General features: G+C 42.8%; 23 protein-coding genes. 3 read left to right on the plus strand and 20 right to left on the minus strand.

Annotation, left to right across the window (positions count from 1 at the left end):
- Positions 1–187 precede the first annotated feature (187 nt).
- From ACHBID_RS08610 to ACHBID_RS08655, 10 genes are all read right to left on the minus strand, one after another.
- Positions 188–724: a hypothetical protein gene (locus ACHBID_RS08610; RefSeq protein ID WP_394732141.1), complete on the minus strand. Its 537-nt coding sequence runs from the start codon at positions 722–724 to the stop codon at positions 188–190.
- Between the two features lie 22 nt (positions 725–746).
- On the minus strand, positions 747–1,556 hold the full coding sequence (locus ACHBID_RS08615) for a purine-nucleoside phosphorylase (RefSeq protein WP_172008847.1): 810 nt from the start codon (positions 1,554–1,556) through the stop codon (positions 747–749).
- 11 nt (positions 1,557–1,567) lie between these two features.
- On the minus strand, positions 1,568–1,924 hold the full coding sequence (locus ACHBID_RS08620) for an ArsC/Spx/MgsR family protein (protein WP_172008848.1): 357 nt from the start codon (positions 1,922–1,924) through the stop codon (positions 1,568–1,570).
- A complete protein-coding gene (locus ACHBID_RS08625) occupies positions 1,924–3,135 on the minus strand; it encodes a phosphopentomutase (protein WP_394732142.1) in 1,212 nt (403 codons plus the stop codon). The genes ACHBID_RS08620 and ACHBID_RS08625 overlap by 1 nt, the downstream gene beginning before the upstream one ends.
- A 91-nt stretch (positions 3,136–3,226) precedes the next feature.
- Positions 3,227–3,901: a ribose-5-phosphate isomerase RpiA gene (gene rpiA, locus ACHBID_RS08630; RefSeq protein WP_105122532.1), complete on the minus strand. Its 675-nt coding sequence runs from the start codon at positions 3,899–3,901 to the stop codon at positions 3,227–3,229.
- Between the two features lie 23 nt (positions 3,902–3,924).
- Positions 3,925–4,467, minus strand: coding sequence for a DJ-1 family glyoxalase III (locus ACHBID_RS08635; protein WP_125266049.1), 543 nt, complete (start codon positions 4,465–4,467; stop codon positions 3,925–3,927).
- Positions 4,464–5,702 (minus strand): FtsW/RodA/SpoVE family cell cycle protein, encoded by a 1,239-nt coding sequence (locus tag ACHBID_RS08640; protein ID WP_394732143.1) that lies wholly within the window; start codon positions 5,700–5,702, stop codon positions 4,464–4,466. Before ACHBID_RS08640 ends, ACHBID_RS08635 begins: the two co-directional genes overlap by 4 nt.
- Before the next feature lie 194 nt (positions 5,703–5,896).
- The gene (locus ACHBID_RS08645) at positions 5,897–6,157 is read right to left on the minus strand and encodes a type B 50S ribosomal protein L31 (RefSeq protein ID WP_105110411.1); all 261 of its coding nucleotides are present in this window, start codon (positions 6,155–6,157) and stop codon (positions 5,897–5,899) included.
- A 111-nt stretch (positions 6,158–6,268) separates the two neighbouring features.
- A complete protein-coding gene (locus ACHBID_RS08650; protein WP_394732144.1) occupies positions 6,269–7,297 on the minus strand; it encodes an FAD:protein FMN transferase in 1,029 nt (342 codons plus the stop codon).
- Entirely contained in the window at positions 7,284–8,228 is a 945-nt protein-coding gene (locus ACHBID_RS08655; RefSeq protein ID WP_172095520.1) for a DHH family phosphoesterase, read from the minus strand. The genes ACHBID_RS08650 and ACHBID_RS08655 overlap by 14 nt, the downstream gene beginning before the upstream one ends.
- A gap of 95 nt (positions 8,229–8,323) precedes the next feature.
- On the opposite strand from ACHBID_RS08655, the gene ACHBID_RS08660 reads away from it, so the two are divergent.
- The 3 genes from ACHBID_RS08660 (at position 8,324) to ACHBID_RS08670 (ending at position 10,572) form a co-directional block, all read left to right on the plus strand.
- A complete protein-coding gene (locus ACHBID_RS08660) occupies positions 8,324–8,776 on the plus strand; it encodes a flavodoxin (protein WP_105110414.1) in 453 nt (150 codons plus the stop codon).
- A 343-nt stretch (positions 8,777–9,119) separates the two neighbouring features.
- Positions 9,120–9,395 carry a chorismate mutase gene (locus ACHBID_RS08665; protein WP_105110415.1) on the plus strand — a complete coding sequence of 92 codons (276 nt, stop codon included), beginning with the start codon at positions 9,120–9,122 and terminating at the stop codon, positions 9,393–9,395.
- Positions 9,388–10,572, plus strand: coding sequence for a chloride channel protein (locus ACHBID_RS08670; RefSeq protein WP_105122538.1), 1,185 nt, complete (start codon positions 9,388–9,390; stop codon positions 10,570–10,572). The genes ACHBID_RS08665 and ACHBID_RS08670 overlap by 8 nt, the downstream gene beginning before the upstream one ends.
- Positions 10,573–11,105: 533 nt before the next feature.
- On the opposite strand, the gene ACHBID_RS08675 is transcribed toward ACHBID_RS08670, so the two are convergent.
- From ACHBID_RS08675 to ACHBID_RS08720, 10 genes are all read right to left on the minus strand, one after another.
- Entirely contained in the window at positions 11,106–14,303 is a 3,198-nt protein-coding gene (locus ACHBID_RS08675; protein WP_394732145.1) for a glycoside hydrolase family 26 protein, read from the minus strand.
- 182 nt (positions 14,304–14,485) lie between these two features.
- Positions 14,486–15,877, minus strand: coding sequence for a family 1 glycosylhydrolase (locus tag ACHBID_RS08680; RefSeq protein ID WP_172067156.1), 1,392 nt, complete (start codon positions 15,875–15,877; stop codon positions 14,486–14,488).
- Complete coding sequence (locus tag ACHBID_RS08685; RefSeq protein WP_172008865.1) at positions 15,858–16,841, minus strand: acetylxylan esterase; 984 nt, start codon at positions 16,839–16,841, stop codon at positions 15,858–15,860. Before ACHBID_RS08685 ends, ACHBID_RS08680 begins: the two co-directional genes overlap by 20 nt.
- Before the next feature lies 1 nt (position 16,842).
- Positions 16,843–17,481, minus strand: a complete 639-nt coding sequence (locus ACHBID_RS08690; RefSeq protein ID WP_394732146.1) for an SGNH/GDSL hydrolase family protein — start codon at positions 17,479–17,481, stop codon at positions 16,843–16,845.
- 2 nt (positions 17,482–17,483) lie between these two features.
- Positions 17,484–18,356, minus strand: coding sequence for an ROK family protein (locus ACHBID_RS08695; protein WP_172008869.1), 873 nt, complete (start codon positions 18,354–18,356; stop codon positions 17,484–17,486).
- 8 nt (positions 18,357–18,364) lie between these two features.
- Complete coding sequence (locus ACHBID_RS08700; protein ID WP_105096314.1) at positions 18,365–19,078, minus strand: GntR family transcriptional regulator; 714 nt, start codon at positions 19,076–19,078, stop codon at positions 18,365–18,367.
- 129 nt (positions 19,079–19,207) lie between these two features.
- On the minus strand, positions 19,208–21,433 hold the full coding sequence (locus tag ACHBID_RS08705) for an alpha-galactosidase (RefSeq protein WP_394732148.1): 2,226 nt from the start codon (positions 21,431–21,433) through the stop codon (positions 19,208–19,210).
- On the minus strand, positions 21,417–22,010 hold the full coding sequence (locus tag ACHBID_RS08710) for a hypothetical protein (protein ID WP_394732149.1): 594 nt from the start codon (positions 22,008–22,010) through the stop codon (positions 21,417–21,419). Before ACHBID_RS08710 ends, ACHBID_RS08705 begins: the two co-directional genes overlap by 17 nt.
- A 27-nt stretch (positions 22,011–22,037) precedes the next feature.
- Entirely contained in the window at positions 22,038–22,865 is an 828-nt protein-coding gene (locus tag ACHBID_RS08715) for a carbohydrate ABC transporter permease (protein ID WP_105112824.1), read from the minus strand.
- A gap of 3 nt (positions 22,866–22,868) precedes the next feature.
- The gene (locus ACHBID_RS08720; RefSeq protein ID WP_172084544.1) at positions 22,869–23,747 is read right to left on the minus strand and encodes a carbohydrate ABC transporter permease; all 879 of its coding nucleotides are present in this window, start codon (positions 23,745–23,747) and stop codon (positions 22,869–22,871) included.
- Positions 23,748–23,797: the final 50 nt, after the last annotated feature.

The raw sequence follows: 23,797 nt of genomic DNA on the forward strand, positions 1-23,797 counted from the left end.
CATAAATTGGCAAAGCTCTACTTCCTGAAAGCCACACCTAGAAATAAGACTCCTAGTACAAGATAAATGGCATAAGAACCCGCCTTACCTTGGATTAACTGGTAGATAGAGCCTAAGACTAGATTGGAGCCTGCTCTGAAAAAATAACTGTTTTTATTTTTTGTGAAGAATTAGTTAAGAATAACTACTATTGCTTCACCAGTTCAAACTGAGACGGTTCATGTATTTCTACAAACCACCCTTCAGGAATATTTATTGTACCTGTTTCATCAACTTTTAGTAAAATCGATTGACCATTTGTATAATCATCGTATCCCGTTGTTTCATCTCTTTTGAACCCTTCATAAACATTCAACTGACTTGGAAAATTACCAACATTTTTCACTTGATAATCTCCTGAAGGGAGGTAAAATACCACAAGTTCTTCCGGCATATCTGTTCCTTCATTCATGACAATTTTCTTACCATATTGCCCAATATCACCAGCAGTTAATATAATTGATTCGACACTTGCACTTTCAGTAGTATTCTCAGCAATATTGGACGATTCCACCGCATCCGTCGTAGATGAACTTGAAGTAGTCGTTTGAGTAGAAACTTCTGCATTTTTTTGTTCTTCATTTTTAGGCATGAAAAGACCAATAGTAAAGAGAACAATTAAAGCTATAAACCAGTTTTTCTTGTAAAAAGGTTTCTTTACTGTATCTTTTGTTTTTACTTTCATAAGACTAATCTCCTATTAATTCCTACAACTCAGCCAAAATCGCCTTAATCAAGCCCTTGAAATTTTCTTTGATTTGTTCAGTCACTTCTACCACTTCTTCGTGGTTGAGTTCGGATTGGAAACCAGCTGCAAAGTTAGTGATAGCTGAAATTCCCAAGACATTCATGCCTGAGTGAGCTGCAACGATGACTTCTGGAACAGTTGACATACCAACTGCATGGGCACCCATGGTCTTGAAGGCCAAGATTTCAGCTGGTGTTTCGTAAGTAGGACCTGTCACACCGAGGTAGACACCATTGTCCAACTTGATGCCCAATTTTTCCGCAACTGCATGTGCTTTTTCTCGGTATGCTTTGGTATAGGCATTGGACATATCTGGGAAACGTGGACCAAATTCTTCCAAGTTTTCACCAATCAATGGGTTTTGACCAGTCATGTTGATGTGGTCTGTAATGGCCATAAGGGTACCTGGACCGTAGCCGATACCTCCTGCGGCATTGGTAACAATCACACCTTCACAACCAAGAGCTTTCATAACACGGACTGGGAAGGTCACAACTTCCATTGGATTGCCTTCGTAGAAATGGAAACGACCTTGCAACGCCAAAACCTTGCGACCTGCCAAATCTCCATAAACCAACTTACCAGCGTGGCCTACAACTGTTGACTTGCCCCAATTTGGAATGTCAGCATAGTCGATAACAATAGCATTTTCTACTTCTTCCGCTAATTCGCCCAAACCTGAGCCCAAAATCAAGCCGAATTCTGGCTTAATCAAGCCTTTTTCTTCTAAAAAAGCCTTTGTTTCATTGATTTTTTCTAATAGTGTCATAATTTCTCCTTTTACAAATATCTTGACCAGTCGTATTCTGGCATTTTTTCTACGATTACGTCCAGCGGTCTGCAGAGAAAAGCGGTACTTTCTCGCTCGACAATGGGTCTGTTGACAAGACTGGGTTCAGCTACCATGAGTTCCAGAATTTCTGGCTCGGATTTTCCTTCAAAATCGTCCTGTGCCAGGCGGATAAGCTGGGAAGGCTGGGCATCCATTTTAGCCAAAATTCTTTCCAAATCTGCCTTGGACAGGGGATTTTCCAGATAATTAACCCAGGTCACTTCCAGATCTTGATGAGCGAGAAGGACCCGCAATTTCTTGCACTTGCTACAATCGGGATTGTAATAAACGGTTACTTTTTCCATTAGACTAATTTATCCAAGAATGACTCACCAATCATGGCTTTGTCCACACCAAAGTTTTCAGCAATGGTCGCCGAAATATCCGCAAAATGTCCCTGTGGAATCAAGCCGTTGCCAGTAAAGGAGGGACTGTAAGCCAAGAGCGGAATGTACTCACGAGTATGGTCCGTACCGACATAGGTCGGGTCATTCCCATGGTCAGCTGTGATGAGGAGCAGGTCGTCCTCACGCATGGCAGCCATAATCTCTGGCAAGCGAGCATCAAACTCATGCAAGCAATCACGGTAGCCCTTGGCATCACGGCGGTGACCAAAGTTGGCATCAAAATCCACCAGATTGGTGAAGGAGAATCCTGTCTCAAACTCAGACAGACCCATGGTTGTCAAGAGGGTATCAACACCGTGGTTGTTATTTTTGTTGTGGCCCATGTCGTTGGTAATGCCTGAGGCGTTGAAAATATCGCTAATTTTACCAACAGAGTAGGTCGAGATACCAGCATCTGCCAGTTTATTGAGAACAGTTGGCTCAAATGGAGAAACGGCATAGTCGTGGCGGTTGGCCGTGCGGGTAAAGTTACCAGGCTCACCAACATAAGGACGGGCAATGATACGACCCAGAAGGACTGGACGTTCTAAGGTAATAGAACGCGCGTACTCACAGATACGATAGAGCTCCTCAAGCGGAATAATGTCCTCATGAGCTGCAATCTGAAGAACAGGGTCTGCGGAGGTGTAAATGATGAGCTCCCCAGTTTCCATTTGACGAGGACCAAAATCATCAATCACAGCCGTTCCAGAGTAAGGTTTATTGGCCTCGCGGATGACCTTACGACCTGAAAATTCTTCTATTTTGGTCAAAATTTCCTCAGGGAAACCATTCCAGAAGGTATCGAAAGGTTCGGTAATGTTGAGGCCCATGATTTCCCAGTGACCCGTCATGGTATCCTTACCAAGTGATACTTCTTCCAATTTTGTCGCATAACCTGTCGGATTTTCCTCGGCAGGAACTGTTTTCAGAGGTGTTTCACGAGGGATATTGCCGAGACCCAGTTTAGCCATATTTGGCACATCCAAGCCGACTGTTTTTGAAATGTGTCCCAAGGTGTCTGAGGCACCGTCTGGAACGCCTGCATTGGTAAAGTTGTTGGCATCTGGCGCCGCACCGATTCCCACAGAATCCAGGACAATCAGATGAATACGTTTAAATTTAGGCATATTGCTCTCCTTTTTTTTAAAATAAACGTTCGTCTTTTAATTATAACATAAAAAAGCTCTCATTTTATAAAAAAATGAGAAGCGTTTTCAACTATTCTTTAGTAAGGATTTTAGGACCTTCTGCTGTTCCCACGATGACTCTTGAAATCAAGTTAATGAAGAGACCGTGCTCTACTACTCCAACTGTGTGGTCCAGTTCATTGGCCAAAGCAAGCGTATCCAAAATTCGTTGCAAATCCAGATCAATGATAAAATTCTGCATATCGGTCACCAATTTCTGGCCGTCCTTCATACGGAAACTTGGACGATAGCCCTTCTTCTCAAACAGTCGGAAAAGATTTTCAGAACCGTATTGAACCACTTCAACCGGCAGTTTGAAGGCTCCGAGTGTTTCCACTAGCTTGCTTTCATCGACAATCCAGATAGAGTCCTTGGAATAGCTGGCAACGACCTTTTCCATGAGCAGGGCTGCACCGCCACCCTTGATGCCGTTAAAAGCTCCGTCTACTTCATCTGCTCCGTCCACCGTCAAGTCAACATAATCCACCTCATCAATATTCTTCAGAGGAATTCCCAGTGAAGCAGCGTGTTTCGCTGTGGCATGCGAAGTCGTCACACCGATGATGTCCAGGCCTTCTTCCTGTACCCGGCGACCGATTTCCTGGACGAAATAATAGGCAGTCGATCCTGTTCCCAGGCCCACAATCATCCCGTCCGTGACAAATTCAGCTGCCTTAATCCCAACTTGTTCTTTCAAATTTGACATAGTTTACTCCTTTGCTTTCTTAACTAGCCCTGTTGATAAACCATGGTCTGCGCAAGTGCTTGACCGTCACCACCCAGCAACTCAACAAGTTTATAGGCAAATGGCAGACTGGTTCCGGCACCTCGACTGGTCACGATATTGCCATCGACAACCACCTCATCCGTCTGGTGAATACCTGAGGCAATCTGCTCTTCCATGCCTGGATAGCAGGTAAAATGACGGTCCTTGAGAAGCTCTGCTCTCTCTAAAACAATGGGTGCAGCACAGATTGCTGCCACAAATTTACCAGCCGCAGCTTGAGTTTTCAATTCCTCAATCAAACCAGATTTGTCACGTAGATTGGTCGCCCCTGGCATACCGCCTGGCAGGACAATCAAATCATAGGCTGACAAATCGCCATCAAAGACAGAATCAGTCTGAACAGGAATCCCATGAGAACCTGTCACCGTCTGGCTGGTCAAGCCAACCATCTGGCAATCCATATTGGCCCGACGAAGGACATCAACCGGTGTCAGGGCTTCGATTTCTTCAAAACCTTCTGCAAATAAAACCGCTACTTTTTTCATTTTTCCCTTCTTTCTACACGCTTTATCGTGATTTTCTTATAGGATGATGCTTGGCGAGTCTGAGCCTCGTCAAACAAGGTAAATTGGTAACTCATGGACAATATCAGGCCAATGCCAATCAAGTTGGAAACCATAGAAGACCCACCCTGAGATATGAAAGGCAAGGGAATCCCGGTCAGAGGCAAGATACCTGTTGCTGCACCGATATTTTCAAAGACGTGAAAGAGCAACATGACAATGAAACCTGTCGAAATATAGGTGTAAAAACGATTGTTGGACTCGACAGTTATTTTCAACATGCGATAGATCAAGAGCAGATAGAGCGCAATGACCACCGAGGCTCCGATAAATCCAAAATCTTCTGCAATAACTGTGAAAATCATGTCACTTTCGCGAACAGGAATCAGCAGATTGGTTTTATTGATCCCGATACCCGTCAGACCGCCACTGCCAATCGCAATCAAGCTTTGGGCTTGCTGATAGGTCGTTGATTGGGCATTTTCAAAGGGATCTAGCCAGCCCAAAATTCGGTTGATTTGATAGGTGTCCATCCCCAGATTATGAAGGAAGGATCGCCCACCAGGACTGATGAATATCATCAGAAAAACTCCGACCAAGACGACAGCTGTCAAGACAGCTGGTAATAAAATTTTCCAGGAAATTCCCGACAGGAGCAACATGCCACCGTATATGGCCACGAAAACCAAGGAAGTCCCCAAATCTCGCTGTAGATAAAGCAAGCCAAGGACTGGCAAGGTCAAGAGGGTCAGAAAGGCAATCAGACGAAAATCTTCCTTTAACTGCCGCACTGGATTCCGCTGTTGAAAGTTGACAATCAATCTGGCTGACATGACAATGTAGGAAATCTTCATGAATTCCGACGGTTGAAACAGTGTCATATCACTGACCGTTACCCAGTTTTTAGCCCCTGTAGAGGCAACCAGCTCTGGACTAAAATAATAGAGAGGCAAAATCATCAATCCCAGTCCCAACATGTAAAGAAGCGGAGCCATTTTCCATAAAAACTTATTGGAAAAGAACATAACTAGGAAGGCTAAACCGATACCTAAGGCAATCCACAGCAGCTGCTGGCCGACTATCCGCACCAGTTTTTCCGGAAAATCAATGCTAACGGCGATATAGAGGGATAAGATACCTATCAACAATAGTAAAAATACAGGTAATATCAGACCGTAATCAATCCGATTATCTAAATCAATCTTTCGAGTGCTCATGTCTCCTGCTTTCTAAATCTAATCTTCTACTATTATAGCAGAAAATAACGCACCGTATTTTATCAAACCCAAGATTCCTATCAAAAATCGCAGATGCGGCTGGCTAACTACAGTCTAGAGCAATCAAAATGGCAATCACGCGCACAAAAAAGCCCTCTCCGAAACTCGGAAAAGGCTTAAAATCAATGTTTCTCTTAGTTCGCAGCGTTTGCGTCTTTGAGACCGTATTTTTTGTTGAACTTGTCCACGCGGCCGTCTGCTTGAGTGAATTTTTGACGTCCAGTATAGAATGGGTGTGAATCTGATGAAATTTCCACACGAATCAATGGGTAAGTTTCACCTTCAAACTCAACAGTTTCATTAGAGTTCTTAGTAGAACCGCTAAGGAACTTGTAACCAGTAGTTGTGTCCATGAAGACAACAGTGCGATATTCTGGATGGATATCTTTTTTCATTATAAAAATTCCTTTCTGCCATGGTCTCTTTCCGAGCCATAGATTATAACCATTTAAGTTTACCAAAAGTTAGGCAGACTTGCAAGTCTTTTCCCCTATTTTCTCAACATTTTACAAAGCAGAGGCTCCGGAGGCCACATCCGAAGTCACACGCGCCCCAAAACCGCCTCTTGAAGGGCTGGCCAAACCGTCTGACAAATGCTGTTTCCTAGCCACAACCCTGTCCACCAATCCCGGCGTCACAAAAACCTTGCCATCCAGGCCAATCAGCACAGCCTCAATACCCTCCGTCTGGCAAACCGTCCTATAAATCTCAGCCATGGACTGACCAAAGAGACGTGTGGTCCAAATCTCGCCATCGACCGACCGCTTGGAGACAATGGAAATACTGGCCAGTTCAGAGGCAATGGGATAGCCTGTCTGCGGACTGAGGATATGGTGATAGGTCTTGCCTTCAACCGTTAGGCTCCTTTCGTAAATGCCAGAGGTGACCACCGATTCTTGAATGATTTGCAGAACCAAGATGTTCTGCCCTCGTTCTTTTCCAGGATCCTGAATACCGATTAGCCAGTTACCATCAGGATTATGAGGTGCCTGTCCAAATGTCTTTACATTGCCACCCAGGTTAATCAAGCCAGCAGTCACACCCATTCGCTCTAAAAATTCGACGATGCGGTCTGCCACATAGCCCTTGGCTAAGGCTCCCAGGTCAATGGCCATGCCCTCTTTTTTCAGATAGACCAGCATGTCCTCATCGTCCAATTCAATATCAGCTGGGTCAATGATAGCCAGCTTTTCATCAATTTCTTCCTGACTAGGCAGCTTGGCATCGGAAAAACCAATCCGCCAGGTCTGGACCAGCGGACCAATGGTGATATTGAGAAAACTCTTGTCAGCCAGGCTGTGTTCCTTGCCCAGCTTGATCAGTTCGTACAAATCCTCTGCAACAGGAACCGCCTGTACACCTGCATTGAGATTGACTTCCATGAGTTCCGAAGTCAGGTCATTGGCTGAAAAACGGTCCTTGTACAGAATAAGGAGGTTTTCCACCTGGTCTAAAATTGGCTCAGGATTCTCATGCCAAATCTTGGTTTCAATGACCGTCCCCATGAGACGGACGCTTCTGCTACTTGCTTGCATCTCGGACAACCTGCTGGATTTCTTGATAAATGGCTTCATTTTCGGCTAGGGAATAGGAATTAGCACCGCTGGCTAATGGATGCCCCCCGCCGTCATGCCGCTGGGCAATAGCCGAAATAGGAATATACTTGCTGCGGAGACGGACACGGTAGTTACCATCGGCTTGTTCCACAAAAATCCCCCAGGACTGGACATCACCGACACGACCCGGAGCGCCAACGATAAAGGAGGTTTCCGCATCTGTCACGCCGTATTTTTCAAGAGTAGCGCGGGTCAAGGTCACCCGAGCAGCACCATGTTCATCCACCTCTAAATTGTCGTAGACATAGCCTGTCAGCTTGGCAATCTTGTAGTCAATGGTGTCCATTTGGCGGCTCATCCTGGTAAAATCAAAGTCCTCCTGACGCAGGCGGGCCACAATTTCAAAGGTGCGAGCAGTCGTCGCAGGGTAAAGGAAACGACCCGTATCTCCGACAATCCCTGCGTAAAGCAGGCGGGCGATTTCCCCGTCTAGTTTGAGGTTGTTGCCCAGAGCAAACTCCGTAATCATTTCGCTACAAGAGCTGGCAGCTGTGTTGACCCAGAGCAGGTCACCGTAAGGCTCTTCGTTTGGGTGGTGGTCGATTTTGATGAGAAAATCCCCAGTGGTATAGCGATTATCATCCACTCGCGGCGTATTGGCCGTGTCTGTCACGATGACCAAGGCTCCGTGATACTCCTCATCTGCGACTGAGTCCATGCTAGCCAGCCAAGCCAGGGTGGGTTCATCCACACCTGTCGCCTTGACGTTTTTTTCAGGAAAATTGGCCTGCAATAATTTCTTCAAACCCACCTGACTACCAATGGCATCTGGGTCTGGCCGCTGGTGACGGTGAATGATAATAGTGTCGTACTTCTTAATGGTTTCTAAAATATCTGTAGTAATAGTCATAGCAACTCCTTTCCCAATATTTTAGCACAATCTCCCCCTTTTGAAAAATAAGGGAGTGTGGTATAATGGGATTACTATGTAACTTGGAGGAAATTATGGCACTAGCAAAAATTGTTTACGCTAGTATGACTGGTAACACAGAAGAAATTGCGGATATCGTAGCTAGCAAACTAGAGGAATTAGGTTTGGAGGTACAGGTTCATGAATGTACCACAATTGAGACGGAAGAAATCCTAGATGCTGACTTAATTGTCGTTGCGACCTATACTTATTCTTATGGTGGCGACGGTGAATTGCCAGATGAAATCATTGATTTCTACGCTGACCTAGCTGACCTGGACTTGACTGGTAAGGTTTACGGTGTCTGTGGTTCTGGCGATACCTTCTATGATGATTTCTGTAGTGCGGTAGATGATTTCGACACTATGTTGGGGTCACGTGGTGCGGTCAAAGGTGCTGAAAATGTCAAGGTAGACCTGGCTGCTGAAGACGAAGACATCGTTAACTTGGAAAAATTTGCCAGCGATTTAGCCGCAAAATTAGATTAAGATGCAGAACAAAATAACCAGTAACAGGTGTTACTGGTTCAGAACGTAGACAAACTAAACTCTGGATAAATAAACTGAGTAGCTCTGCTAAGAAAAATAAAAATTAAGTTTATTTCGCGAGCAGAGTGAGCCTTAAGTCGGGACTTTCTGCTGTGATGAAAACGCTAGAAACGTTGTCGTTTCTAGCGTTCGGAGTCATTGAGACCTTAGGCTCAATGACTAGGTATGGAATTCCGAAGGAAGTCGCTACCGTCCGACATCACCTCAGGAAAGTCCGAAAAGAGACTTTGTTTACAAACTCAACCAGTAACAGGTGTTACTGGTTTTCTTAAAGGAGAATGGGATGCTATTAGAAGACATTCGAAAAGACATTAACGACTTGGACTGCCAACTTGTCAGCTTACTGGAAAAACGAATGGAACTTGTTGATCAGGTCACAGCCTACAAACGTGCGACTGGAAAGCCAGTCCTGGATGCCAGCCGCGAACAAGCTGTTCTAGATAGAGTCGGTAGCCTGGTGGAAAATCCAGCTTACCGCTCTGCCATTGTCGCGACCTTCAGCGACATTATGGCCCGGTCCAGGGCCTACCAGGCGGAAAAATTGGCTGACTATGAATAACAAAATTTCACGCACTGGACAGCTCAGTCTCTTTTCCCTTATCATTGGTCTCGCCGCAGGAGTGATTGAAACAATTTTTGGCAGAGTCTTGTTGGCTATAGGCACTATCCGTACCGATTACTTCTCCTACCTCATTCCCTTACTCAGTCTTGCCGGACTTCTCATCATCTTTGTCTATCAAAAATGGGGGAAATCCGTCCAAGCTGGGATGAATTTGGTGTTTCAGTCAGGACAAGGACAAGACACCACTATTTCCCCTATTCTAATCCCACTGATTACCACAACCACTTGGCTGGGACATCTGGTTGGCGCATCAGTAGGACGCGAGGGGGTCGCTGTTCAATTGGGTGCCAGCATATCGCACTGGCTGGGTAAGCTCTGGAAAAGCGCACTTCCTAAAGACACTATGACGCAAATTGGGATGGCTGCTGGCTTTGCTGGGCTCTTTCAAACGCCTTTGGCTGCTAGTTTATTTGCTGTCGAGGTCTTGGTGGTCGGGAGCATTTCTTGGGTTGCCCTGCCTTACTGTCTCCTTGCTGCTATCATCGCCTCTTCTACCTCACATTGGCTAGGCTTGGAAAAATTCAGCCATTCCCTGTCAGCTTTTCCCTTCCAATTTGAAGATCTATTCAAGTGGATGTTAGTGGCCATCTGTCTCGGACTGATCGGTAACTGCTTCGCTTGGATCCTCACACATGCCAAAGCAGAAATATCTACTTTTCTTCCCAATCCTTACTGGAGAATGCTTGCACTGGGCTTGTTACTCTCGCTCTTTCTCTATTTAGCACACCTCGGTCGCTATTCTGGTTTGGGGACTAATTTAATTGAGGCTAGTCTATCTGGAAATACAATTTTTGCTTATGACTGGCTACTCAAGTTGGTCTTTACCTGCTTGTGCTTAATTGCAGGTTTCCAAGGCGGTGAAGTCACCCCACTCTTTGCCATCGGTGCAAGTGCAGGACTTGTTTTGGCACAGTGGCTTGGTCTCCCACCAGAATTGGTTGCTGCACTAGGTTATTGTGCTGTATTTGGCACCGCGACCAATACACTCCTTGCTCCTATTTTGATTAGCTACGAGGTGTTCGGTTCTGCCATTCTTCCATATGCCCTGCCTGTGCTCGGAGTCGCTTATTTCCTCAACCGTAAACAAACCATCTACGGGCAACAAATTCATTGAATAGATAGAAAAGTCTGATTAGTAGGCTTTTTCTTTCTCAAAAATTCAAAAAGAAACGCTGATTTGACAACGTTTCTCAAGTCGTATCTATCTCCCCTGCAGGAAAATTCAGGTTAAATTGAGTTAAAATTAATATTAAAAATTGGATATTATCAAGATATTATCATTTACTGAGTATATGTAAAAAATAAAAGGTTGAACAAATGGTTGAACGGATTTATTTTTTCATCGTCTATTAGCAACAAACCGAACTAAGTCTGTGATTTTTTTTTATTAATATTATCTACTGAACTTTTACTGAAGACAAATAGAGATTCACTACACGTCAATAGACGGTAGAACCCTTGATTTAATGCGATTTTTGAAAGATGAACTTTCACTATATTACAGTACAAATCAGTCGAATCACTACCTTTTTTGAAATAAGATTTTGATTCGGATAAGTAATAAACCCACTGGCTCATTATAAGTCAGTGGTTTTTTGAATTAAGGAGAGTCTTGCTCCAAGCTATTTTAGGAGATGAGTATTAATTTCATTTTTTCAATTTAAAACATCGAACTGCTGACAAGAGTCCTAGACCTAACACTATAAAGGATAAACCGCTGCCATCACCTGTCTGTGGTAAGGATTTAGAAGCTATCTCAGAAGTTTGTTCTGTCATATCTGCCCTAACATCTAGCCGACTTCTAGTTTGTAAAATGTGACCACAAGGGATCGGTGATTGATGTTTCGTTTCATTTTTTTGGGGATTCACTTGCTCAATTGGGACTGATTCATGCATTTTATTCTGTACCTCTTCTATCATTGAGTTTAGTGGCGTTTCAACTGATTGGTCCCCATTTGAATCTTCTCGTATTGGATTTCCATCCTTACTTTGTTCTTCTTTTTCTACAGGTGAACTTGGTGCACCGTCTGCAGATGGTTCTTCTTCTAAACTTTCCTCGTTCCCCTTGTCTTCTAACTCAGCAAGGTCTTTTATTATAGCAATCTTGTCAATCTGTACTTGAATTGGCCCTTCACTACCTTGCCCCAAGAACTCAATACCAATTTCACGTGTATTAAAACGCTCCGCAATCTCTGACAAATCGAATCGTAAATCCGTCCACTGGTCATTAACTATTGCCATTTCATTATTAAGCCATTGCCAACTATCACCAACTTTGACGTAGAGTTTGGCTTGAACAGGAGAACTTGTTTTTAGTTTAACAACATACCAATTATAGTTGGATAGGTCTTGATTGGCTTGGAGATTGATTTCTGTTTTCTGATCTTTTTCACCAGAAATAGTGGCAACAAGCTGTCCAGCTTCTGTCTTCAAATCAGTACCGTTCCATTTTTCAACTCCCTCATCAAAGCGATAAATCGTCGGTTGATAAGTTGCTACTTCTGGCTCATATTTGTCCACGATTTCAGGTAAATCTTCTCTAGTGACTGCTTGAATATCATCGACGTAAAGAGTACCAGTCCCTTTTTCGCCTCCCAAATATAAGGCGAATTGGGTTACTTGGCCTAATCCAACTTGATCAATGCGTGCACTTTGATTGCCTTCCCAAGCAGCTGGTAGAAATTCAGCGAGTGGCAAGCTGACGAGACCTTCGAATGCTTCGTTCAAGGCAATATTTTTCTCATAGCTGACATTGCCAATGCGTATTTGGACAGTCAAGTGTTGAGGATAACCGCTATGTTTGAGCCAGAAACTTAAAGCGTTGGCTCCTTGCCAATTTTTTTCAAAGGAAATTTGGCGTCCAGCATAGCCTTTATCTCCAACTTCATAGTCATAGACCATGCCATATTTGCCTTCTTGCTTTTGGTTTTCAGATAAGCTAATTTGAATCTTATCCCCGTTCGATGAGTAAGCTTGGTGCAGTAAACTATTGTCTCCAAAATATTGCTCAAAAGTATCAACTATAAGGGGGGATTCTGTGTTCTGCGTGAAACGAGTATATAGTTTTACTTGCTCCTGCTTGGTTTCCTGTCCCTTACTGGTGTATAGGATGGTTGCAATCAAGACTTGATTGTCTAACTCAACCGGAAGTGTAATAGTTGCTGTAAAATACTGACCTTCCTTGGAAAGCTGATAAATTTGGTCGCCAATTGTCACAGATACGGCATCATCCTCCTGACTTGGCTTGACAACAATAGTGACCTCTTGCTGACCAATAATATCCCCATTTGCTGGACGGATCAGATAGGCTGAATTAGTTACGGGACTTGTTTGGAAATTCTTACCCTTTCCATAAATTTGGCCCACTTCCTTGGCAAATACAGTATTGGCATACTGATAAAATCTTTCAAAGTCTGGCAATAATTCATGGTCTCCACCAAGGCTACCATTGACATCACGATAAGGAACGTAGAGGTTATTAGGCAGACCAAAATTTGCCCAAGTCAGCATGTAGGCAATTTTAGAGGCCTTTTGGTCAGATTGAATGGTGTTAAAGATGCGGCTATACCAATCTAAGGTATTGCCGGTTTTATTGAGACCTTGGGCGCTATAGCCAAATTCTGTCAAGGCTGCTACTTTCCCTTTTTGTTCTGCTAAGTCCACTATCATGGAGAGGTCTTTCACCAAGCCTGAAAGGAATTGTTCTGACCCTGCATTGTCTTTTGAATCATAGGAATCTATTCCTAAAATGTCCACATAAGCATCACCAGGATAGGTCTCTAAATAACGTTCTTGGTCCCCAGGTGTAGCTGTATTTGGCGAATATACATAGAGGATATTATGAATATTTTTCTGGTCACGAAGATACTCAACAGTGTAGCGATAAAGAGCCTTGTATTGGTCGGGTTTGGTTGTGCTGGCACCCCACCAGAACCAAGAACCATTCTGCTCGTGGAAGGGACGAAAAATAAGTGGAGTATCCTTACCTTCATCATCCTTTAATCCCTCAGCCAGACTGGCAATTCGATCCAACCATTGATTAAACTCTGTGTTTTTCGTACCACCTGGTAGAATTTCAGACACGACATTGCCAGAGCTATCATTGAAATTTCCACCCGTCACAAAATTATAGGGGTGCATACTGAGAACGACTGCCCCTCCTAGTTTGTGAGCAGTTTTCATGGATTCGATGACATTGTTCAAGCTTTGTTCAGGATCCCCTGCCACGCCAGGCTTTTCATGACCGTCTAGAGATAGCGTATCCCAACCAAAAATTGCAGGATAATCCCCAACAGCATTTTTTACCTCAGATTCAGTCGAGCCTGCTCGACTGCCTTCACTGGTCAAGCTCACTCCTTCATCAAGGGCATGCTGTTGTCCAAACAAGATGTCTGGACTGGCCGCCTTTTCCTTGAGATAGTCCAGTAATTCCTTGGTCTCCTGACTGGCCTTCTCATCAACCATATTGAGAACCACACTATCTCTTGTACTTTCAGTCTCCACCCCTTCAGTAGCTACAACCTCCTCTGTTGTCTCTGACTGAATCTCTGTTACAACTCCTGTTTCTTCACTACTAGGCTCATCAGTCTTTACTTCAACAATTTGTGGAGCAGATGTAGCTTGTGTTTCCGTATTTTCATCTGAGACTTTGATTTCAGAGTTTTCATCGGGAACCGCTTTCATTTCTGTGTCGACAGAAAGTTCCCCTACTGGTGAAGGAATAACTTCTGTTGAAAGAATAGGGTCCGAACTTGTTTCTTCCGCCATAACAGCATGCCCTCCCAACATACAACTAGCCACCAAAACACCTGCTAAAACACTTGATTTCGTCAGTCTGTTTCCCATTTTAGACTCCTTTTTATCTATTTTTTCCAAAAATTGACCGCAAAAAAGAGCGATTATTGTAAAACCGCTCTCCATCAAAAAATGAACCGATGTCATCGGGAGGTCAAACCTCCCATGGCAAAGCACTACTTTTCACACTTAAAGGACCTGATGTCCTTTGCACAAGGTGTTCCAGCAGCTTCTTAGTTCAATCCATTTTGACCAGCAACAGTTTTAAACCACTCACCTGATTTTTTAATGGTTTTCACCTGCGTATGGATATTATTTGAGATAAATCCATAGCGATTGCGATAAGCATTGGTCCATGACCAGCAATCAATCGGTGTCCAGAGGTGATAACCAAAGCAATTAGAACCTTCTTGGATTCCCTTATGAAGAAATTCCAGATGCTCACGGATAAAATCAATCCGATAGTCATCTTGAATCTGACCACTCTCATCCAAGAACCGTTCTTCTCGTGAAACTCCCATACCATTTTCAGAAACAAACCATGGAATATTCTTGTAATTGTCACGAATATTGATGGCAATATCATACATGGCTTCAGGATAGATTTCCCAGCCCTTATCAATATTCATCCGACGTCCAGGCATGTCATAATGGTCATAATAGCGGGTAGGCATCCAGTCACCTACAGAATTTGGAGCGATGTCTGGCGCCTTCACACGGTTTGGATGGTAGAAGTTGACCCCAAGGAAATCCACAGTGTTGTTCTTGAAAATAGCAGCATCTTCAGATTCTGTTTGCCAGATAACCTTGTCGCGTCTCAAGACTTCCTCTAGTTCTGCTGGAAAATGTCCGTAGATAGCTGGTTCCAAGAACATCTTATTGTTCCAGAGTTCAGCAAATTTAGCTGCTTCTTGGTCAGCTGGCGCTTCTGAGGCTGCATAGGTTGGCGTCAAGTTCAAGACTGTACCAATGCGTCCGCCATCCTTATCCAAGCCTAACTCACGGAATTTGGAAATGGCTTTGGCAGAGGCAAGGTTGAGATGATAGGCTACCTGAACAGCTTTTTTCCCATCCACTATTTTAGGATAATGGAATTGATAAAGGTACTCTCCATCCACAACGACCATTGGCTCATTATGAGTTGTCCATTCTTTGACACGGTCACCGAAGTGTTTGAAGGCCTGCTCCGCAAAGCCAACATAGAGGTCCACCACATGACGAGACTCCCAGCCACCGTACTTGTGATAGAGCTCAACTGGCAAGTCAAAATGGTGTAAGTTCATCACTGGGCGAATACCATTTTCAATGAAACAATCAATCACTTGATTGTAGAAAGCAATCGCATCCTGATTGACCGTATTGGTTTCCAAATCATCAATCAAACGCGTCCATTGGATAGAGGTCCGCACACTGTTGAGACCAACCTCTTTCATGAGAGCAATATCTTCACGAAAACTGTTGTAAAAGTTAGACGCCGTATCGGGACCAACTTGATTGTAGAAAACTTCTGGCTCTATCTCATACCAGTAGTCAAACATATTGGCGTGTTTTTTAGCAAAACGCCCTTCGCTTTGGGGACCAGATGTGGCTGCTCCCCACCAAAAATTAGCTGGAAATTCTTTCATCATCTTCTCCTTCTGCACATAATCGTTGATGCATCATATCGTTAAATTTCGGTAAATACTCATGTCCAAATTCTGGATAAAAGAGTAATTCTTTTTCTGATTGTAATTGATTATAGACCGCAAATTGCGTTTTGGGGTGGCAGATTCGATCTTCTAGAGCCATACCCCACAAGACTTTGGCTTGAACCCGTGACACCAAGTATTGGATGTCAATGTAATCCAGGGCACTAAATACCGCTTCTTCCGTTTCATGTAACGGATCTCGAAATCGGAAATAATAAGGGATTTCTTCATAGGCTGATTGTTCTGCTTGTAGTCCATAGGCTTCTCTAAAGTCACTGAGAAATGGATATTGGACAAAGCTGGCCTTTACCTGCGGACAAAGACTGGCACAAACCAAGGCTAATGCCCCTCCTTGGGAAACGCCATAACTATACATACGTTTACTGTCAACCTCAGGCATCGATTTCACAATCTGAGTAAGCTGATAAATGGCTTGGTAGACCCGCTTATAAAATAAATTCTCCGGACCTTCCTCCACTCCTCTGAGTAAATGTCCTTTGAGAGTTCCTCCCTTTGTCTGGCTAGAATCCTGAGAAGCGCCACCCTGTCCAGGAACATCCATAGCTACAACCATATAGCCCAAGGAAACCAGAGTCAATTTATCAGACCAGTCTCCGACATTGGTGTGATAGCCGTGAAATTGAAAGATGACTGGATATTTCTCTATTGCTCCCTTGGGTTTCAAAATTTGACAGACAATCCTAGAGCCGTCCAAAGCTGAAAAAACAAGTTCAAAACAATCTGCAAGCGGACTTTTAAAAGAGACTGGTCTCAACTGATAGTCTAGACCTTTTTCATCAACCCCATTCAAAGCTCTTTCCCAGAATGCATCAAAATCTTTTGGTTTTGATTGACTACCACCATAGTCACCCCAAAGTGTTAGAGCATCTTTCGTTCTCATCCTATACCTCCACCTGCAAACGTTTGAGAACCTCATTCCCAATAAACGCTGCACCTGCTAGTGTCGGATGGACACCATCTTCACCTGTCAAGTACTGTGCAGAGTGGAGAATGGCTTGTTCATTTAGTAGTCCATCTAAGGGAACTAGTTCCAAATCAAATTCCTGAACCAAGCGTCGCACAATCTGAATTTTAGAATCTAAATCAACTCGCCATTCCCGTCTATCCAAGGGATAAGGCAGGACAAAGGGCTCCATAACCAGGATTCGTTCTACTCCTGCCTTTTTCAAACTCGTCAGTAGTTTGCGATACTCCTGTTCAAACCTTTCCTGCTCTGCATGACTTCCAAATGATTCTAGGCCAACAGTATGCCAAACGTCATTGATTCCCACCATGAGTAAGATGGCTGTCGGGTTAAGGTCAAGACATTCATAAATACGGGCATTCAAATCTGCAACCTTGTTTCCACCAATTCCCCTGTTATAGAAAGAAAAACGGGCTTGTGGATACCGAGCGGCTAATTGGCCTGCAACGTGATTAACATAACCATGTCCCAAGCTTCCTGCATCATTCTTATCTCGCCCCCACTCTGTAATTGAGTCTCCGAAAAAGACGATGGTATCATCCTTGTATAGCTTCATATTTATTCTCCATATTGGCTCACAAAATGGGCAGCTGCGCCAAGTAAGTTGGCATCATTTCGGTATTGGCAAGCTTCCAGTTTGAATGTCAAATCTGTAGCATCCGCCTCTAAAATAATCTGGTCTAGGCGCTTTCTGACTTCCTCTACCAATTCTTCCCGAACGGAAATGCCTCCACCAATTGCAACAAGTTCTGGATTTACAGTCATCAACACATTGTAAATTCCGATAGCTAGACTCTGATAGATGCCTTCCACTACCTGTCTGGCCTTTTCATGTCCTTGGTCAGCCAGAGAAAACAAATCTTTTCCTGAGAAAGATTCAGCTATGCCTTCTGCCTGCGCAAAACGGTTTGCCACGTGAACAGGACTGACTAGGTGACTCAAGGTCATACCATCCTGGAGGATCATATAACCAAATTCCCCACCAAAGAGATTTTCCCCTTTTAGTAAGGAATTCCCCTGGGCAACAGCTCCACCTACTCCAGAACCAATGATGAAGAAGATAGATGATGCGCTATCCTTGGCTACTCCAAGATGCAATTCTGCCAAAGCTGCACAGTTGGCATCATTTTCAATCGAAACAGGTAGTCCAAATAAGTCACTCAACTCCTTTTGAATAGGAAAACGGTGTATATAGGGAATGGCACTCTTGCCATAAATGACTCCCTCTTCCGTATTGACAGAACCGGGACTGGAAAAAGCCACTCCTGTCAACTGATTTGCTGAAAATCTTTCTTGTAATTTTTTTAATTCAATTTTCATATCTTCCCAACTGTCTGGAGTTGGAAAAGAAGACTGATGGGAGAGTTGCCCCTGATTGTAGAGGGCAACTTTCACAGCAGTTCCTCCCATATCACAAACTAGTAAAGCCATATGTTCTCCTAATCTTGTCGAATCATCATTTCAATACTGAAGGTATCATAGCGATGGGTACTGATAGAATACTCAAAGGTTGTCCCGTTAGATAAAAAGCCAATTTGTTCCACTATACCAACAGGATCTCCTTGTTCTAATTCTAAATGTGTTACTTCAGAATCAGATGCTTTGCGAACTGTAATATTGCGGTGAGCACTTTGAATTTTCATCCCTAAGGTATCTTGAATATACTCATAGATAGATTCTTCTACATTTTTCAACCTTAAATCAGGTATGACTGAAACAGGCATAAAGGTATTTTCCATAACTAGTGGACTTCCATCTAATATCCGGACACGTTCAATGTCATAAACAAAACTACCAATTGGAATATTGAGCTTATTGGCTACTTTTTCTGACGCGGCAATTATTTCAAAATGCAAAACCTTACTGGTCACTGTACGAGTTGGGTAATATGCAGAGGTACCAATCATTTGACTGCCTACTACCATCTTCTCCATATCCTCTACTGATAAATCTTTGACAAACGTACCAGCCCCCCGACGTTTAATAATTAACCCTTCTGCAACAAGAATGTCCAAGGCTTTCTTAACCGTCATTTTACTAACTTCATAAACCTCACACAAATCCTTCTCAAAAGGAAGCTGGTCATTAGCTTTATAAATACCATCTAAAATTTTTCTTCTAACATCATTTGCAATCACATTATACTTTTCCATGATTGCCTCCTTCTAATCATTATCAGCTTAACAAACCAAGACAGCAGTTCATGTAATGGATTGATTGTCAAACAGAAAATACGAAAACGCTTTACTTTATTATATACCTACTCGTGACCGAATTCTTGTCTAGACCATTTTTAAATAAAATAATTTAGACGAAAAGTCGCCTGGCATCACTCTAGACCAGTACTCCACTTCACGGCCTAGATAATTTTCGTTCAATAATAGGCCGATCGTTTCCAAATCTCTCCCAAAGCGAAGTGTCTCAGACTGTTTTTCTTGTACTTTATAAGAAACATCTGCTTTTAATCCTCTTAATTTCAAGCGTTGATAGGTCGGATTCGGCTGGGCTAAAAGTTGAAAATGCCCAACTAAAGCCTCTGATTGATCTTGGCTCACAACCATCCATGCAACTCGGTTACTATCGCCTGTTTCTAGGCGGTAAAAATCTCCCTGCATCACCAACCCTTGATGGGATTTATACTCTTTAATTTGCTGCTTGATTTCTTCTTTTTCCTCTTCGGTCAACGCCAGAGGGTTTAATTCATAACCAAACATACCAAAGAAAGCTACATTCTTTCTCATATCGAGGGATGTGACGCGAGCAACTTGATGGTTGGGAACTGCTGAAACATGACTGCCCATACTAGACAGTGGGTAAAGCATAGAAGTTCCGGTCTGAATAGCCAATCGTTCTATTGCGTCTGTATCATCGCTAGTCCAAATTTGCGGACTGTAATAGAGCATACCAGCATCAAATCGTGCTCCTCCACCCGCACAGGATTCAATCAAGATATGTGGATAATTCTTGCTTAGGCGATTATACAAATCATAGACACCCAGAATATAGCGATGAGCCAGCTCTCCCTGCTGGTCTGGCAAATAGTCAGAAGAATAGGCCTCTGATATATAGCGATTCATATCAAGTTTCAGATAATCAATCGGAACCTCCTGCAAGATGGCATCCATCTGCCTATAAACCTCATCAACCACTTTGGGATTCCCAAAATTGAGGACATATTGGTTTCGACCTTGTGAAATATTTTTCTGCGGATGTCCAATGATCCAATCAGGATGCTCACGATATATAGGAGTATCTTCTGAAACCATCTCTGGCTCAAACCATAAACCAAATTGAAGTCCCATTGCATGAATCTTTTGGCCAAGACTGGCTAAACCATTTGGTAATTTTTCGTGGCTTTCAACCCAGTTCCCCAAGGAACCCTTATCACTTTTTCGATTGCCAAACCAACCATCATCTAGGACAAATAAATCTACTCCTAGTTCCCTTGCTGCCTCTGCAATATCAAGTATCTTTTTCTCATCAAAATCAAAATAGGTTGCCTCCCAGCTATTTAAGAGAACTGGACGAGGTTTATTTTTCCAAGAACTCCGAATGAGATGCTCTCTAAAAAGATGATGAAAGGCCTGACTCATACCTGTCAATCCATTTTCGCTAAAAACCATGACAGCTTCAGGACTAACAAACATTTCATTTGGTTTCAATTGCCACTGAAACTGAAAAGGATTGATGCCTAATTGGACTCGTAGTCGGTCATAATTATCCAATTCTATTTGGGCACGGAAATTTCCACTATAGATCAAACCAAAGCCATAGACCTGCCCCTGACTCTCTGTCGTTTGCGGTTGGCAAATAGCAAGGAAAGTATTGTGAACATGGCTACTAGCTCCACGCGTGGAGGAAACATGTTGAATTCCCCGATGAATTTTTTCACGTGATAGGTGATTTTCACGCGCCCAAGCTCCATCTAGGTGAAGCCACTCATACTGTTCATTGGGGAGGTCTAGGTTCAGACTAGCCAGTTGTTTTACAGAATACTCCTGCTGACCACCATTTCGTAAAATAGCCTGACGTGTTATAACAGGCAAATCTCTGTAAATGGCATAGCGCAAGGTCAAATAGACATCCGAATAATCATCCTTCAGATAAACCTCCAAAACCTGAACCTGCTCTGCTTCCCCAAAAGTTCCTGGCAGGGGCTCAAGGACTACCTTTCCATCAAAAATCTTATATCCTTGATAGCGAAAATGACTGATAGAGTCTCCGTCTGGATAGGTCATTTCAAGAGCTGGGTAACGAAAATCTGTCGTTCCAAAAACGGGCATTTCTTGCTTGATATGTTCTAGGGAAGTCAATAATTTCCCAGCCACCAGATTGTTTCCAGGCCGAATCTCTCGTTCTAAGAGCCAGTCGAACTGATCATAATCAGCAATCGAAGCGCCATAATAGAGATGTTCCAGTATTCCTGTATCTTCCATCACCCGAAAAATATAGGAAATGTGGTCATTTTTTAAATGAAAATATAAGTCTTGTTCATAAACCCGTATCATTCTTTTTTTCCTTTCTTAATTGACTGATTTTTGTAAGGACCAGACAATAGATACCCGGCATGAAAAACCAGATAAGGAGATGTTTTGTAAGGGCAAGATAGAATAGAAGAGTTAAAATGGTGCCTTGCACAGCCACATCATTAAGATTGCGAGAAATCAAGTACAAACTCATTGCTAAACTCTTTTTAAAATGAGGGCCCGCTACTCTTTGGTAATAGGGAAGCCAAACCATCAATACTAGCCAAAACATACTTCCCACAAGAAAGCCTAGCAAGAGCTGGTCTGAATAGTTTTGAAGCAAACCAAACCAGCTGACCAGGGATAATAGAAAAGCAAAGGTCATAAAGGAAGAAATGAGCATCTCTGAAACTTTGGATTCTTTAGGAAGATAATCCACTTCTTTCAAACTCACATAATAGGGCTGTGAACTTTCATATAGTGCCAAACAAGTTGCCAAGGCACCGTACCAACCGTAAACGAATCCTCTTCTCACCAAGCCCCACCAAAAATAGTTTGAGGCTTTAGCCAAGACATAGACTCCATTGATGGTTGCAATTAAACGAGATTGTTTCTCCATGAGTCCTCCTTTCTATCACATGATTGACTACTTAACAGAACCAGCCACCCCATTGTAAATGTATTTTTGGAGGGACAAGAATACAATTAAAATTGGCAAGATAACAATAATAACACCTGCTAGAATGACTGGCCAGTTAGTACCATATGGCCCTTTAAAGGCGAAGAGGGCTGTTGAAATCACTTTCAAATTCCGATCTGGCATATACAAGAACGGGCTATAGAAGTCATTATAGACACCTACACCACTGATAATCAACATGGTCACAATTGGGGCCTTTAAGTTTGGCAGAATAATTCTCCAGAAAATCCCAAAGTGACTTGCTCCATCAAGGTAGGCTGATTCATCCAATGAAATTGAAATTTCATCTAAATACTGCATAAAGACATAAACTGAGATCACATCAGTTCCCAAATTCAACAAGATAACAGCCCAAATAGTGTTAAACAAGCCGAGGGAATTAATGATTTGGAAGGTTGCTACTTGACTGGTAATCCCTGGAATCAACATAGCAATCATGAAAAGACCGAGAATCACTTTCTTCAATTTAAAATCAAAGCGACTCATTGCATAGGCAAACATGGATGCCAAGGTCAACTTCCCAATCATACTAGCCACAAAAATGATCAGCGTATTTTTAAAACCCAAAAGCATCTGTCCATTGACAAAGGCTGTTTTATAGTTTGAAAAATCCCAGGTTTTAGGAAGAGCGAGGACATTGCTGCTCAAAAATTCATTGTTTGATTTAAAGGAACCAATAAACACAACCAAGATGGGCAACAGTGCAACGACTGCTCCTAGAATGAGGACAAGGTATTGGAAGACCTTGCCAATTGTCAATTTCTCTTTTCTCATCGTTTATTTCCTTTCCTGCGTAGCATAGCGTTGCACCAAGGTCACTACTACGACAATGACCAAGAGAATAATGGCCATAGCAGAAGCCAAACCAACCTTGTTATACTTAAAGGCTGTATCGATTGTTTGAATCACAAAGGTTGTAGTGCCGTTTGAACCACCTGTCATAATGTATGGAATGTCAAATACACTCAGTGAGCCACTAACACCAAGAATAATATTCAAAAAGATGATATTTCGGATACTTGGAAAAATAATATAGATAAACTGGTCCCAACGATTGGCACCGTCAATTTCTGCCGCTTCATAAATCTCTGGATTGATGGATTGAATGGCACCAAGGAAAACAAGGAAATTAAAGCCTGTATAGCGCCAAACAGAGGTAAAGGCAAGAGAAATATTATTAATTTCTCGATTTCCCAACCAAAGTTGAATCTGATCCCCCAAGCCTAACATCTCAAGAACCGTATCCAAGGTTCCTCCGCCTTTGTAGAAATACAAGAAGATGAAACCAATCGCAACACCATTTAAAAGATAAGGGAAAAAGAGAATCCCCTTCCAAAAATTAGCAAATTTTACCTTGAAAGATAAGATTGTCGCAAACAAAAGTGCAATTCCCAACTGGAAGAAAGTTGCAATAAAGTAATAAAAACTAGTCTTAAAAACCGTAAAATAAGCAGGTTTTGTTAAAATGGTCTTGTAATTGTCCAAACCGACAAAATCCGGATTGGGAGAGTACCCATTCCAATTGGTTAAACTATATTGAAACATTTTCACCAAGGGATAATAAGAAAATGTTAACAATAATAGCACAGGAATAATTGTAAACGTGAAAATCAATAGACGCTTTTCAGCCGCTTGACTCATTTTCATCTTAAGCATAAGATCCTCCTCAAATAACTAGCGGGCCAGTTAGAGAATTCCAACCAGCC

Origin of the sequence: Streptococcus sp. A25, assembly GCF_043674095.1 — a bacterium.
Classification (GTDB): domain Bacteria; phylum Bacillota; class Bacilli; order Lactobacillales; family Streptococcaceae; genus Streptococcus; species Streptococcus suis_V.

Bases quoted from the DNA above. Each gene is read 5' to 3' on its own strand.
- ACHBID_RS08640 (WP_394732143.1), bottom strand. From the start codon at position 5,702: ATGAGCACTCGAAAGATTGATTTAGATAATCGGATTGATTACGGTCTG.
- ACHBID_RS08720 (WP_172084544.1), bottom strand. From the start codon at position 23,747: ATGCTTAAGATGAAAATGAGTCAAGCGGCTGAAAAGCGTCTATTGATT.
- ACHBID_RS08665 (WP_105110415.1), top strand. From the start codon at position 9,120: ATGCTATTAGAAGACATTCGAAAAGACATTAACGACTTGGACTGCCAA.
- ACHBID_RS08680 (WP_172067156.1), bottom strand. From the start codon at position 15,877: ATGAAAGAATTTCCAGCTAATTTTTGGTGGGGAGCAGCCACATCTGGT.
- ACHBID_RS08685 (WP_172008865.1), bottom strand. From the start codon at position 16,841: ATGAGAACGAAAGATGCTCTAACACTTTGGGGTGACTATGGTGGTAGT.
- ACHBID_RS08645 (WP_105110411.1), bottom strand. From the start codon at position 6,157: ATGAAAAAAGATATCCATCCAGAATATCGCACTGTTGTCTTCATGGAC.
- ACHBID_RS08710 (WP_394732149.1), bottom strand. From the start codon at position 22,010: ATGGAGAAACAATCTCGTTTAATTGCAACCATCAATGGAGTCTATGTC.
- rpiA (WP_105122532.1), bottom strand. From the start codon at position 3,901: ATGTCAAATTTGAAAGAACAAGTTGGGATTAAGGCAGCTGAATTTGTC.
- ACHBID_RS08690 (WP_394732146.1), bottom strand. From the start codon at position 17,481: ATGAAGCTATACAAGGATGATACCATCGTCTTTTTCGGAGACTCAATT.
- ACHBID_RS08610 (WP_394732141.1), bottom strand. From the start codon at position 724: ATGAAAGTAAAAACAAAAGATACAGTAAAGAAACCTTTTTACAAGAAA.
- ACHBID_RS08655 (WP_172095520.1), bottom strand. From the start codon at position 8,228: ATGACTATTACTACAGATATTTTAGAAACCATTAAGAAGTACGACACT.
- ACHBID_RS08635 (WP_125266049.1), bottom strand. From the start codon at position 4,467: ATGAAAAAAGTAGCGGTTTTATTTGCAGAAGGTTTTGAAGAAATCGAA.
- ACHBID_RS08705 (WP_394732148.1), bottom strand. From the start codon at position 21,433: ATGATACGGGTTTATGAACAAGACTTATATTTTCATTTAAAAAATGAC.
- ACHBID_RS08615 (WP_172008847.1), bottom strand. From the start codon at position 1,556: ATGACACTATTAGAAAAAATCAATGAAACAAAGGCTTTTTTAGAAGAA.
- ACHBID_RS08700 (WP_105096314.1), bottom strand. From the start codon at position 19,078: ATGGAAAAGTATAATGTGATTGCAAATGATGTTAGAAGAAAAATTTTA.
- ACHBID_RS08670 (WP_105122538.1), top strand. From the start codon at position 9,388: ATGAATAACAAAATTTCACGCACTGGACAGCTCAGTCTCTTTTCCCTT.
- ACHBID_RS08620 (WP_172008848.1), bottom strand. From the start codon at position 1,924: ATGGAAAAAGTAACCGTTTATTACAATCCCGATTGTAGCAAGTGCAAG.
- ACHBID_RS08625 (WP_394732142.1), bottom strand. From the start codon at position 3,135: ATGCCTAAATTTAAACGTATTCATCTGATTGTCCTGGATTCTGTGGGA.
- ACHBID_RS08660 (WP_105110414.1), top strand. From the start codon at position 8,324: ATGGCACTAGCAAAAATTGTTTACGCTAGTATGACTGGTAACACAGAA.
- ACHBID_RS08650 (WP_394732144.1), bottom strand. From the start codon at position 7,297: ATGCAAGCAAGTAGCAGAAGCGTCCGTCTCATGGGGACGGTCATTGAA.
- ACHBID_RS08675 (WP_394732145.1), bottom strand. From the start codon at position 14,303: ATGGGAAACAGACTGACGAAATCAAGTGTTTTAGCAGGTGTTTTGGTG.
- ACHBID_RS08715 (WP_105112824.1), bottom strand. From the start codon at position 22,865: ATGAGAAAAGAGAAATTGACAATTGGCAAGGTCTTCCAATACCTTGTC.
- ACHBID_RS08695 (WP_172008869.1), bottom strand. From the start codon at position 18,356: ATGGCTTTACTAGTTTGTGATATGGGAGGAACTGCTGTGAAAGTTGCC.